At 53.4% G+C, this 12277-nt stretch carries 13 protein-coding genes; 5 read left to right on the top strand and 8 right to left on the bottom strand.

Annotated elements, in window-relative coordinates; translation table 11 throughout:
- Nucleotides 1-74: 74 nt before the first annotated feature.
- Nucleotides 75-1010 carry a LysR family transcriptional regulator gene (locus HV345_RS04805; RefSeq protein WP_016157385.1) on the top strand — a complete coding sequence of 312 codons (936 nt, stop codon included), beginning with the start codon at nucleotides 75-77 and terminating at the stop codon, nucleotides 1008-1010.
- Here HV345_RS04805 and HV345_RS04800 read toward each other — a convergent pair.
- A complete protein-coding gene (locus HV345_RS04800; RefSeq protein ID WP_016154284.1) occupies nucleotides 982-1689 on the bottom strand; it encodes an aspartate/glutamate racemase in 708 nt (235 codons plus the stop codon). The genes HV345_RS04805 and HV345_RS04800 overlap by 29 nt on opposite strands.
- Before the next feature lie 137 nt (nucleotides 1690-1826).
- On the opposite strand from HV345_RS04800, the gene HV345_RS04795 reads away from it, so the two are divergent.
- A complete protein-coding gene (locus tag HV345_RS04795; RefSeq protein WP_065554331.1) occupies nucleotides 1827-2153 on the top strand; it encodes a cupin domain-containing protein in 327 nt (108 codons plus the stop codon).
- Between the two features lie 144 nt (nucleotides 2154-2297).
- Here HV345_RS04795 and kduD read toward each other — a convergent pair whose 3' ends face one another.
- The 4 genes from kduD to HV345_RS04775 all read right to left on the bottom strand — a co-directional run bounded on the left by kduD (nucleotide 2298) and on the right by HV345_RS04775 (nucleotide 6603).
- Nucleotides 2298-3059, bottom strand: coding sequence for a 2-dehydro-3-deoxy-D-gluconate 5-dehydrogenase KduD (kduD, locus tag HV345_RS04790; protein WP_181636319.1), 762 nt, complete (start codon nucleotides 3057-3059; stop codon nucleotides 2298-2300).
- A 57-nt stretch (nucleotides 3060-3116) separates the two neighbouring features.
- On the bottom strand, nucleotides 3117-3953 hold the full coding sequence (kduI, locus tag HV345_RS04785; protein WP_181636318.1) for a 5-dehydro-4-deoxy-D-glucuronate isomerase: 837 nt from the start codon (nucleotides 3951-3953) through the stop codon (nucleotides 3117-3119).
- Nucleotides 3954-4437: 484 nt separating this feature from the next.
- Entirely contained in the window at nucleotides 4438-5616 is a 1179-nt protein-coding gene (locus HV345_RS04780; protein ID WP_016157388.1) for an acetyl-CoA C-acetyltransferase, read from the bottom strand.
- A gap of 102 nt (nucleotides 5617-5718) precedes the next feature.
- Nucleotides 5719-6603 carry a LysR family transcriptional regulator gene (locus HV345_RS04775; RefSeq protein ID WP_047357807.1) on the bottom strand — a complete coding sequence of 295 codons (885 nt, stop codon included), beginning with the start codon at nucleotides 6601-6603 and terminating at the stop codon, nucleotides 5719-5721.
- A 101-nt stretch (nucleotides 6604-6704) separates the two neighbouring features.
- Between HV345_RS04775 and HV345_RS04770 the strand changes: the two genes are divergently transcribed.
- Nucleotides 6705-7160 carry a multidrug/biocide efflux PACE transporter gene (locus HV345_RS04770; RefSeq protein ID WP_016154290.1) on the top strand — a complete coding sequence of 152 codons (456 nt, stop codon included), beginning with the start codon at nucleotides 6705-6707 and terminating at the stop codon, nucleotides 7158-7160.
- 142 nt (nucleotides 7161-7302) lie between these two features.
- Nucleotides 7303-8532, top strand: a complete 1230-nt coding sequence (locus tag HV345_RS04765) for an amino acid permease (RefSeq protein ID WP_029139645.1) — start codon at nucleotides 7303-7305, stop codon at nucleotides 8530-8532.
- A 53-nt stretch (nucleotides 8533-8585) separates the two neighbouring features.
- Here HV345_RS04765 and rcnR read toward each other — a convergent pair whose 3' ends face one another.
- Entirely contained in the window at nucleotides 8586-8858 is a 273-nt protein-coding gene (gene rcnR / locus HV345_RS04760; protein WP_016154292.1) for a Ni(II)/Co(II)-binding transcriptional repressor RcnR, read from the bottom strand.
- Between the two features lie 120 nt (nucleotides 8859-8978).
- Here rcnR and HV345_RS04755 point away from each other — a divergent pair, with 120 nt between their 5' ends.
- Entirely contained in the window at nucleotides 8979-9860 is an 882-nt protein-coding gene (locus HV345_RS04755; RefSeq protein ID WP_142418179.1) for a nickel/cobalt efflux protein RcnA, read from the top strand.
- A 45-nt stretch (nucleotides 9861-9905) separates the two neighbouring features.
- Here HV345_RS04755 and HV345_RS04750 read toward each other — a convergent pair whose 3' ends face one another.
- Both HV345_RS04750 and HV345_RS04745 read right to left on the bottom strand, forming a co-directional pair.
- On the bottom strand, nucleotides 9906-11288 hold the full coding sequence (locus HV345_RS04750) for an amidohydrolase family protein (protein WP_016157391.1): 1383 nt from the start codon (nucleotides 11286-11288) through the stop codon (nucleotides 9906-9908).
- Nucleotides 11289-11300: 12 nt separating this feature from the next.
- Complete coding sequence (locus HV345_RS04745; protein ID WP_181636317.1) at nucleotides 11301-12251, bottom strand: carbamate kinase family protein; 951 nt, start codon at nucleotides 12249-12251, stop codon at nucleotides 11301-11303.
- Nucleotides 12252-12277: the final 26 nt, after the last annotated feature.

Here is a 12277-nt window from a genome sequence, read left to right as displayed (position 1 = left end):
AAAAGAATAAAAAATATCGTTTTATCGTGAGTCTATGCAAAAATGATATGGATTAGCTCATTCGAGGATTGCCTATGCCCGCGGTTAACCTGCGCCACATTGAAATTTTTCACGCCATCATGACCGCTGGTAATCTGACGGAAGCCGCGCGCATGCTACATACCTCGCAGCCCACCGTCAGTCGGGAACTGGCCCGATTCGAAAAAGTCCTGGGATTAACGCTGTTTGAACGCACGCGTGGCCGACTGCATCCAACCGTGCAAGGCTTACGTCTGTTTGAAGAGGTACAACGTTCGTGGTACGGCCTGGACAGAATTGTGAGCGCCGCCGAAAGCCTGCGCGAATTTCGTCAAGGTGAATTGTCGATTGTTTGCCTGCCGGTATTTTCGCAGTCCTTTTTACCACCGCTGCTGCAGCCATTTCTCGCGCGCTATCCGCAGGTCAACATTCAGATCGTGCCGCAGGAGTCACCACTGTTGGAAGAGTGGCTGTCGGCGCAGCGCCACGATCTGGGGTTAACGGAAACGCTGCATACGCCAGCCGGAACGAAACGCACCGAATTGCTGGCGCTGGATGAAGTGTGTGTACTGCCGCAGGGGCATCCGCTGACCGAGAAAGCGGTATTAACGCCGCAGGATTTTCAGGGAGAGAACTATATCAGCCTGTCGCGGACCGACAGTTACCGTCAGCTATTGGACACCCTGTTTAACGAACATCAGGTGAAGCGCCGCATGGTGATTGAAACCCACAGCGCCGCTTCAATTTGTGCAATGGTGCGGGCGGGCGTGGGGATCTCGGTGGTAAACCCACTGACCGCGCTGGATTATGCCAGCAGCGGAGTGGTTATCCGCCGCTTCAGTATTTCGGTACCCTTTACGGTCAGCCTGATCCACCCACTTCATCGCCCTGCCTCGGCGCTGGTCGATGCTTTTACGGCGCATCTGCAAGCCCATCTCCCGAGACTTATCGATCCGCTGGAGGCTATTTTGTATCCACAGACGAAAGCATAAACGCCACCGCATCTTGCGCATGGATTGCCGCGGTGTCGAAAACCGGTAATGGACTTAGCTCGGCTGGAACCAGCAGACCAATCTCGGTACAGCCAAAGATAACCCCTTGAGCGCCCTGTTTAGCCAACTGATCAATTACGCTCAGGTAGTAGTCGCGGGAAGCGTTGCTGAACTCACCGAGGCACAGCTCGTCGAAAATAATCTGGTTTATTTTCTGACGATCATCAGCCTCAGGAATAAGCGTGCTAATACCAAATTCAGTCTGTAGACGTCCGCGGTAAAAATCCTGCTCCATGGTGTAGCGCGTACCCAGTAGCGCCACGTTGCTCATCTGCTGTTTTTGTATGGCCCGACCCGTCGCATCGGCAATATGCAGGAACGGCACGTCACAGGCGGTTTCAATCGCCTCAGCAACTTTGTGCATGGTGTTGGTACACAGCACAATCCCTTCCGCTCCGGCTTGCTGAAGCCCTGCGGCGGCCTGCGCGAGGATCTCCCCAGCTCGCTGCCAGTCACCGCCAGACTGACAGGCTTCGATCTCGTGAAAATCTACGCTGTGCAACAGAATCTGCGCCGAGTGCAGGCCACCCAGACGCTGTTTTACCCCTTCATTAATGAGTCGATAATAAGGAATGGTGGATTCCCAGCTCATACCGCCTAACAGACCGATCGTTTTCATCATTTCCCCTGATTTGTTGTTATCTCTCCAGTGAACCAAAGATGTGATCAACTTTCCACATCTGTTGGCGTGCATTTCTTTTTTTAATTTTCTGATATAGGTTTAATGAAACATTGTTTTAATTACTGGAAGGCCAGATGTTTATTTTTCATAAAGAGACCACCCTTGAAGATCTGGGCAATGGCGTTACCCGACGTATTCTTGCTCACGACGGTAAAATGATGGCGGTTGAGGTGAACTTCGAGCAAGGCGCGATTGGCCCGATGCACAATCATCCGCATGAGCAGCTGACTTACGTTTTGTCTGGGGAGTTTGAATTTACCATCGGCGAAGAAATGCATGTCGTTAGGGCAGGCGATACCCTATATAAACAGCCCAACATTATGCATGGCTGCGTCTGTTTAAAACCGGGAACGCTACTGGATACCTTTACGCCCATGCGCGAAGATTTTCTGCCTGCGTAATTTTATCTGTTCGTAATCTGCCTGGCGGCATAATGTTGTTCCAGAGGGAATGAATATGTCGCCTCCGGTGTATTGCTACATTCACCTTATGTTTAACCGACAAACCCTGCCAAAGGGCAGGGTTTGTCGGTTCTGGAAAGCAGATTAACGCGCCAGCCAGCCGCCGTCTACCGCAACGGTATAGCCGTTGATATAGTCAGATGCGCTGGATGCCAGGAACACAATCGGCCCCATCAGGTCACTCGGCAGACCCCAACGACCCGCCGGGATACGATCGAGAATTTCTGCGCTACGCTGCTCATCAGCGCGCAGCTGTTGAGTATTGTTCGTCGCCATGTAACCCGGCGCAATTGCGTTGACGTTGATGTTATGTTTGGCCCACTCGTTCGCCATCAGGCGGGTGACGCCCATTACGCCGCTTTTAGACGCGGTGTAAGACGGCACGCGGATCCCGCCCTGGAAAGAAAGCATAGAGGCGATGTTGATAATTTTGCCGCCGTTACCCTGAGCGATAAAGTGCTTCGCCGCGGCCTGAGACATAAAGAACACGCTCTTAATGTTCAGGTTCATCACGTCGTCCCAGTCTTTTTCGCTGAAGTCGATCGCATCGTCACGACGGATAAGACCTGCGTTGTTGACCAGAATATCGATATGACCGAATTCTGCCACTGCGCGCTCCAGCAGCGCCGGAATGCCGTCAATTTGACGCAGGTCGGCGGTCAGACTTAAGAAACGGCGCCCCAGCGCGGTCACGCGTTCGATAGTTTCCGTCGGTTCAACGATGTTGACCCCCACGATATCGCAGCCCGCTTCAGCCAAACCCAACGCCATACCCTGACCCAGGCCAGTGTCACAACCGGTCACAACGGCGACCTTACCTTCAAGAGAGAATGCATTCAAAATCATTGTAAATCCTTAATTTTTTATAATGCCCGCCGCAGCAGGCACGGCTATCGCCCGCAACTAGCGCAGATCTTTGACCGCTACATGGTCCATATCATCAAAGACCTGGTTTTCGCCGACCATGCCCCAAATGAACGTATAAGCTTTTGTGCCAACGCCGGAGTGAATTGACCAGCTTGGCGAAATCACCGCCTGCTCGTTGTGCATCACAATATGACGCGTTTCCTGAGGCTGCCCCATCATGTGGAAGACGCAGGTATCTTCTTCCATATTGAAATAGAAATAGACTTCCATACGACGTTCATGGGTATGACACGGCATGGTGTTCCACAGGTTACCCGGCGCCAGTTCGGTCAGACCCATACTCAACTGGCAGGTTTCCAGCACATCCGGCACAAAATATTTGTTGATGGTACGACGGTTACTGGTGAGGTCATCGCCCAGCGTTACTGGCGCAACGTCTGCTGGCGTGACTTTTCTGGTGGGATAAGTCGTGTGGGCCGGCGCGCAGTTATAGTAAAACTTCGCTGGTTTCGCCGTATCGATGCTGGCGAATACCACTTCTTTGGCCCCTTTCCCGACGTACAGCGCGTCACGATGACCAATTTCATAGCACTGGCCGTCAACGGTAATCGTGCCCGGGCCACCGATGTTAATCACACCCAGCTCACGACGCTCGAGGAAGTAGGTTACGCCCAGCTGTTTGCCGACTTCGCCACCCACAGAGACGGTTTTGGCCACTGGCATAATGCCGCCAACAATGATGCGGTCAATGTGGCTGTAGACCATGGTGTATTCATCTGCGACAAACACTTCTTCGACCAAAAACTCATTACGTAGCTCCTGAGTGTCCAGGGTTTTCGCATGCGCACTATGGATGCTTTGTCTTACGTCCACATTTACCTCCAGTGATAAATTGACCGTGAATGCTTAAACGAATAGCAAAACGCTGTTCCGTTTTATCTTATGCGCTCATGATATCCCTCCCGGAATGGGTTTTCAATTACAAATAAAACAACGTTTCACTTTTTCTGCATCTTATTATCAAAAGTGTAATTGCGATCACGCTAGCGCATATAAATCGCGGGAATGGTTTCAATAAAATCATTTAAAACAATTAGATAGATAAAAACAAACAAGAGTAGTTCATGAGGGGTTGGGATAAGACATTGAAAATACAGCCAGCCTCACACGCCGTTCACACACCTTTTCTAACAAAGTGCGCTGTTAATCACATGAAATGAAACACCGTTTTGATACGTTAGCAGAGTTTAGAGTGTATGTTTCTGTAACTGGCCTTGCCCTCCTGTTGGAGGGCTTTTTTATAGATGCAGGGGATATACAGCGGGAAAGGCGTTTAAGCAGAGAAAACTTCGGGTGGTTAATCTCGCTCGATAGCGAGCGCCACGCCCTGACCACCGCCGATACATAACGTTGCCAGGCCCTTGTGCGCCCGACGCTTCACCATTTCATGCACCAGTGAAACCAGAATACGGCAGCCAGATGCGCCAATCGGATGACCAAGCGCAATGGCTCCGCCGTTCACATTCACTCGCCGTTCATCCCACTCCAGCATTTTTCCAACGGACAATGCCTGTGCGGCAAAGGCTTCGTTGGCCTCGATAAGATCAACATCAGCCAGTTGCCAGCCCACACGCTCAAGGCAACGGCGCGTCGCGTACACCGGCGCAATTCCCATGAGGGCGGGATCGACCCCGACGCTGGCAAAGGCACGAATGCGGGCCAGCACCGGCAAATTCAGCTCCAGGGCCTTAGCCTCGCTCATCATCATCACCGCAGCGGCGCCATCATTGATAGATGACGCGTTGCCCGCGGTTACTGAACCGAGCCTGTCGAAGGTCGGATCCAGACGCGCCAGCCCTTCTGCGCTGGCATCGGTGCGCGGCTGTTCGTCGGTATCCACCACGAACGATTGCCCATTACGCTGCGTTACCACCGGCACGATTTCATCTTTAAAGCGCCCGGCGTCAATTGCCATCCGCGCCTTGTGCTGCGAATGCAGTGCGTAGGCATCCTGCAGTTCACGGCTGATGCCATATTCCCGCGCCAGATTTTCCGCGGTAACGCCCATATGGTAATCGTTGAAAGCGTCCCACAGGCCATCATGCACCAGGCTGTCGACCAGTTGACTGTTGCCCAACTGTGCGCCGGTACGGCTATCAGTAAGGACATGCGGCGCACGGCTCATATTCTCTTGTCCGCCCGCAATGACAATGTCGGCTTCGCCGCACTGGATAGCCTGGGTCGCCAGATGCAGCGCTTTCAGACCCGAGCCGCAGACATCGTTAATGGTGATGGCGGAGACGGTATTGGGTAGCCCACCATTGATGGCGGACTGACGCGCCGGGTTTTGCCCGGCACCTGCGGTAAGCACTTGCCCGAGGATCACTTCATCCACAGCGTGAACGTCCACGCCCGTGCGCTCCAGTAACGCCCTGACTACCATGCTACCTAATTCAACGGCAGAGTGGCGCGCCAGCGTCCCCTGGAAGCAGCCGATCGGTGTCCGTAACGCCCCGACTATCACAACCTCTTTCATCACCACCTCAGCGCAAAATAACACCGCAATAGTAGATGATTGTTAAAAAGAGTTATCAAGGTTGTTTAAAAACGGTGATTTTTATCACAAAGGAAATTCGTATCATTTATTGGTCATCTGAACGCCACTCTGCTGTAAATGGTCGCGCAGCCAACTTCCCGCCACGCCAGGCGGTGATTTCTTATTCCACAGCAGATCGATAGAGATAGCCTTTGGCCAGCCGGGCAGCATCAATTGGACCAGCGGTTTTTCTGCCGCAAACTCCTCCACCAGCGCACAAGGGAGCGCGCACCAGCCGAATCCCTGCACCGCCATACTCAGCAGCAACAAATAGTTAGGCGCCGACCAGACGGGGCCGCGCGCCACGTTGGTGCCGCTCTCCAGATAGGTATTCAGCCGCAGCTCTCGCCAGGTATGTAGCTGTTCCCACTGCATTTTTTCTTGAGTCGCCAGTGGATGTGATGCCGCAACGTATAATCCCATCCAGGTTTGCATCGGCAGACGCGTGACGCCCATGTCGGTCGGGTAATCCTCCCGCGCTTCGATCAACCCAACCTGAGCACGTCCTTTTTGCAGCAGATCGATAACGTCTTCATCTTCGCCAATCAGACATTCAAACTCGGTATGGGGAAACTTGTGGTCAAACTGCACCATCAATTCTTCCAGCACATCCGGATGCAGCGTGTCAGACAAAACGAAGGTCAGACGCGCTTCCGTTTCACCCGACAGCGAAATTGCTGCCTCATCAAGACGTTCGCTGGCCGTCAAAATTGCCTGCACATAGCCCAGCACCCGCTTACCTTCTTCGGTTAGCGTCGGCTGACGTGATGAGCGGTCAAACAGCGCAAAACCAAGATCGGCTTCCAGATGCGCAATGGCCGTGCTGATGGTGGACTGACTTTTACGCAGCCGCCGGGCCGCAGCAGAAAATGAGCCGCAGGAAACGGTCTCCACAAATGCCGTTAACGCTTCAGGAGAGTAACGCATGAACTATCTACTTTATCGATGGATACTATCTTTTAGATATCACATAAAACGATAAAATTGCCACCATTCCGTTATCCGGGCATCAAAGAAGGTTTTAGATTATGCAACACGATACAGTCCAACGCCGCTCGTTACTGGAGCGAATTTTTCATGCCGTCTGCTTTGAAGGCATTGCCACCGCGATCCTCGCACCAACCACCGCATGGTTGATGCAGCGCTCGGTGCTGGAAATGGGCGGACTGACCATTCTTCTCGCCACGACGGCGATGATCTGGAATATCATTTATAACGCCCTGTTTGACCGACTGTGGCCGTCGCACCTGGTAAAACGTACGGCTAAAGTGCGGGCATTCCACGCCTTAGGCTTCGAGAGCGGTTTTATTGTCATCGGGGTGAGCATCGTGGCGTATGTGCTGAACGTCAGCCTGCTCCAGGCATTCACGCTGGAAATAGGTTTCTTCCTGTTCTTCCTGCCATACACCATGTTCTATAACTGGGCTTATGACACTTTACGCGAGCGCGTTATGAAGCGTCGCCAGCAGCGCGTTACTGCCTGATAATTCAAACAATAGCCGGAATCTTCTCGGTTCCGGCTTTTGATCCATTCACTCGCCCGCTTGTTGACACCTCCCCCAGCCCCTGCCATTTGTGGTAAATTGCGCTTCTTTTTGTTTATTTTATAGTTGATACGTTCAAATAATGTCGAAATTTTGGTCAAAAGAAGAGACTCTCTGGAGCTTCGCACTATATGGGACTGCCGTCGGCGCAGGAACCCTCTTCCTCCCCATACAGCTGGGTTCTGCAGGCGCGGTGGTACTGTTTATCACCGCACTCGTCGCCTGGCCTTTAACCTACTGGCCGCACAAGGCGCTGTGCCAGTTTATCCTGTCCTCAAAAACCTCGGCAGGTGAAGGGATCACTGGTGCAGTTACGCACTACTACGGCAAAAAGATAGGCAGCCTGATCACGACCCTCTATTTTATTGCCTTCTTTGTGGTGGTGCTGATCTACGCCGTGGCGATAACCAATTCACTCACTGAACAACTGGCAAAACATATCGCCATCGATCTGCGTGTTCGCATGCTGGTCAGTCTTGGCGTGGTGCTGGTGCTGAACCTGATTTTTCTGATGGGCCGACAAGCAACCATTCGGGTAATGGGCTTTCTGGTGTTCCCGCTCATCGCGTACTTTTTGTTCCTTTCGCTCTACCTGACTGGAAGCTGGCAGCCAACGCTACTCACCGGCCAGATGTCTTTCGATCAGCACACGCTTCATCAGGTTTGGATATCTATTCCCGTGATGGTTTTCGCTTTTAGCCATACGCCAATAATCTCGACGTTCGCCATCGACCGACGTGAGAAATATGGCGAGCAGGCCATGGGTAAATGCAAAAAAATCATGAAGGTAGCCTACGTCATCATCTGCCTGAGCGTGCTGTTTTTCGTCTTCAGCTGTTTGCTTTCGATTCCGACAAACTATATCGAGGACGCGAAGAATGAAGGCGTGACCATTCTGTCAGCGCTATCGATGATGCCAAACGCACCAGCATGGCTGTCGATTTCTGGGATCATTGTCGCCGTCGTGGCGATGTCAAAATCGTTCCTCGGCACCTACTTTGGCGTGATTGAAGGGGCAACCGAGGTGGTAAAAACATCGTTGCATCAGGTGGGAGTGAAGAAAAGCCGGGCCTTTAACCGCGCCCTGTCCATTATGCTGGTTTCGACCATTACGTTTATCATTTGCTGCATTAACCCTAATGCAATTTCAATGATTTACGCGATTAGCGGGCCGCTGATTGCCATGATTCTGTTTATCATGCCGACATTATCTACCTATCTGATCCCGGCGCTAAAGCCGTACCGTTCAGTGGGAAATCTGATCACCCTGATTGTCGGTCTGCTGTGCGTATCTGTGATGTTTTTTGGCTAGAACGTGTTTTTAACGGCTCATTCATCAGTATGTGGATGAGCCGTTAAACTGACTTATTTGATGTACGAATCGAGTACCTTCAAAACCACATCCAAATCTTCTTCGCGCTTAATTTCATCGCCCTGATGCACAATGTGCTCGGTCAGATGACCTTTAATCACCTCGCGCATTAACCCGTTTACCGCACCGCGGATCGCAGCTATTTGCTGCAATACCGCCGCGCATTCATGCGGTTCATCCAGCATGGTTTTCAACGCCGCTACTTGCCCCTGAATCTTACTGGCTCGGGCTTTCAGCTTTTGTTTGTCGCGGATCGTGTGTGACATAGCAATACCTTTTCAACGTCTGGCTGGAGCGACAATACCATCGTCATTCTACTGGGGGGTAGTATTTAATACTGGGGGGGAGTAGAATCTGGCAAAATTAAACAACTAAGAATCATTCTCATGGGTGAGTTTTCTACGCTTCTTCAGCAAGGCAACGCCTGGTTTTTCATTCCCAGCGCGATTCTACTAGGAGTGTTACACGGTCTGGAACCGGGGCATTCCAAGACGATGATGGCGGCCTTTATTATTGCCATTAAGGGGACCATCAAACAGGCGGTGATGCTGGGGCTGGCGGCAACGTTGTCGCATACCGCAGTGGTATGGCTGATTGCGCTCGGCGGGATGTATATCAGCAAAGCGTTTACTGCCCAGGCCGTTGAGCCGTGGCTGCAGTTTGTCTCGGCGATTATTATTCTCGGGACCGCATTCTGGATGTTCTGGCGAACCTGGCAGGGAGAACAGAACTGGCTGACCCAGACGCATCATGACCACGATCATGAGCATCACCATGATCATGATGACCATCACCACCATCATAACCACGGTGAAGCTCACCACCATCATCACGAACATGATCATCACCATAGCGCCCTGGCCGGACTGAGCGAAGATTCAAAAGCGTATCAGGACGCGCACGAGCGGGCACATGCTACCGATATTCAGCGCCGCTTTGCAGGCAAAGAGGTCACCAACGGCCAAATATTATTGTTTGGTCTGACCGGCGGGTTGATCCCCTGCCCTGCTGCCATTACGGTACTGCTGATTTGCATCCAGCTCAAAGCCTTCACGCTGGGTGCCACCATGGTGCTGTGCTTCAGCCTCGGGCTGGCGCTAACGCTGGTAACGGTGGGCGTGGGAGCGGCAATCAGCGTGCAACAGGCGGCCAAACGCTGGAGCGGATTTAACACACTGGCACGCAAAGCCCCCTATTTTTCCAGCGCGCTTATCGCGATGGTCGGCTTATATATGGGGATTCACGGCTATATGGGGATCGTCGGTTAACGAGCAGAGAGCGCAGCAGCGATTGCCGCTGCGCATCAAACCAGGCTAGCTTGCGACGTTCCCCCACACCAGTTGGCCTTTGTGGAAGGTCGCGGTGCGTGGGGAGATTCGCGCGACCGCTTCCGCTGAGCAGGAGGCATCCACCAGTACAAAGCTGGCTTCATCCTGCGCCTTCGGCCAGACGCGCTCACCTTTATCGTTAAGCGGCAGCACATCGCCGGTGGCGAGGAACAGCGCTCGCGACAGGTTGAGTTCATTGGGACGAATATACAGCTGCGCGTACAGATTCGCCTTCTCCAGCATGTCTCCAAGCCCGTACGGCGACCAATGGTCAATCACACTGTCGGTCCCGGTAATCACTTCCACGCCTTTGTCACGCAACTGCTTGAGCGGCATATGCAAGGTACCGATCGGCACCGTCGAGGCAATGGTAATCTGCTGCGCCGCCATGCGGCTCGCCAGCGCATCCACCTGTTGTTCGTTCAGGGTTGCCAGCGCAAATGCGTGACTGATGGTCAGTTTGCCCTTCAACTGCGGCGTTTTCTCCACCGTTTCCACCATGTAATTCACTGCCGCAACGCCTGCCGGGCTGGTTTCATGCAGATGGATATCCACGCCTTTATCGTAATCCAGCGCAATCTGGAACATGGTGTCGAGGGATTTTTCCATCGCCCCATCCACGCTGGTTGGGTCCAGACCGCCGACGTAATGCGCCCCCGCCTGCATTGCTTCACGCATCAACGGTTCAGACTTCGATAACAGCAGGCCATGCTGCGGAAACGCCACGATTTCACAGGCAAAACCCGGCTGGCGACGCGCCAGCACCGCCTGCAGATTTTCCAGGTTTTTCAGCCCGGAAACCGGTTCGATATTGCAGTGGCTGCGGGCGATCGAGGTGCCTTTTGATTGCAGCAGATCGATGAGCTTTTCCGCGCGCTCCTGCGTGTAAGGCTGGAGTTCAGGCAGCAGCTTTTGCTCAAGGCGGATCATATCCTGAATGGTGGTGCCAGCCGGGCGATTCAGCGAACGCCAGGGACCGCCGTAAAAGGTTTTATCCAGATGGATGTGCATGTCACGCATGGCGGGCAGCATCAGCTTTCCCCCCGCATCGTAGTGCGGCAGCGTCGCATCCGGATGCTGCTTATTCTCACGCAGGGCAACAATTTTCCCGTCCTGAATTTCAACGGTTTGTAGCGCGGTACGGGTATGCACCACCACCGAGTTTTCGTAATCAAACCCCGCTTCCAGCAGGACGTTATCCAGGTAATAGTGCTTATCGTTAATCGTCATTGTGCTCTTCGCCCCGCAGGTGTTCCCGACAGGATTAGCAGCATACGCTACCGGAGCCACTGCGCCAAACAGCGCGGCAGCGGTCACCATTTTTCCGCTCTGACTTAAAAATTCACGGCGGCTGTTACTTTCCTTCATTCACATTTCCTCTCAGGAATGGACAATATGGGTGCCCGTTTCGCCGCGCAGTGCGGCCGGCAGGCATTCCGGCGTGGTGATGATCACTCGCTTACCGCCACGCGCCAGGAACGCCAGACTGGCAACGATTTTGGGTAACATGCTCCCCGGCGGGAAATGTCCCTCCTGCATGTAACGGGTCATCGTTGCGACATCCACCTTATCCAGCACCTGCTGGTTGGGTTTGCCAAAATGAATACAGACCTGTTCGACGCCGGTGGTGATCACCAGAATGTCAGCGCGGATCTCCTGCGCCAGCAGAGCCGTGGAGAGATCTTTATCAATCACCGCATCCACGCTCTGATAATCCCCCTGATCGCTACGCACCACCGGGATCCCACCGCCCCCCGCGCCAATCACCACAAAACCTTGCTGGGTCAGCGTTTTGATCGCCTCCGCCTCGACAATACGCTTCGGTTCCGGAGAGGCGACGACCCGGCGGTAGCCGCGTCCCGAATCTTCAACAAAGCGCCAGCCCGGATTGACCCGCTGCAGTTCATCGCGCTGCGCTTCGCTAAAGAACGCGCCGATAGGCTTGGACGGGTTAGCGAAGCCCGGATCGTTTTTGTCGACCTCCACCTGCGTGACCACCGTAACCGCCTTCTGCTCACCGCGCCGCGCCAGGCGGTTGTTCAGCGCCTGTTGGATCAGATAGCCGATCCCGCCCTGCGTATCGGCGACGCAGTTTGCCAGCGGGGTGAGCGGCAACCCTTCACGCTCATGCGCGATTTCCGCACGCCGTAGATCCAGCCCCACCTGCGGCCCGTTTCCGTGCGTCAGCACAATGTTGTAGTCCGATGCCAACATCTCCAGCACCGTGTCCGCCACCGCTTTCACCGCTTCAGCCTGGTGCTCAATCGACTGGCTGGCGTTATCTTTGATAATGCTGTTGCCGCCAATGGCAACGACCACAAGTTCTTTCATAGTGTTATCTTCCGCTTACAGGCGAT

It is taken from the genome of Citrobacter sp. RHBSTW-00986 (assembly GCF_013783065.1).
In the GTDB taxonomy this organism is placed as follows: Bacteria; Pseudomonadota; Gammaproteobacteria; order Enterobacterales; family Enterobacteriaceae; genus Citrobacter; species Citrobacter braakii.
Note: the sequence above shows the minus strand (reverse complement) of the source record. Positions and strands in the feature narration are given on the sequence as shown.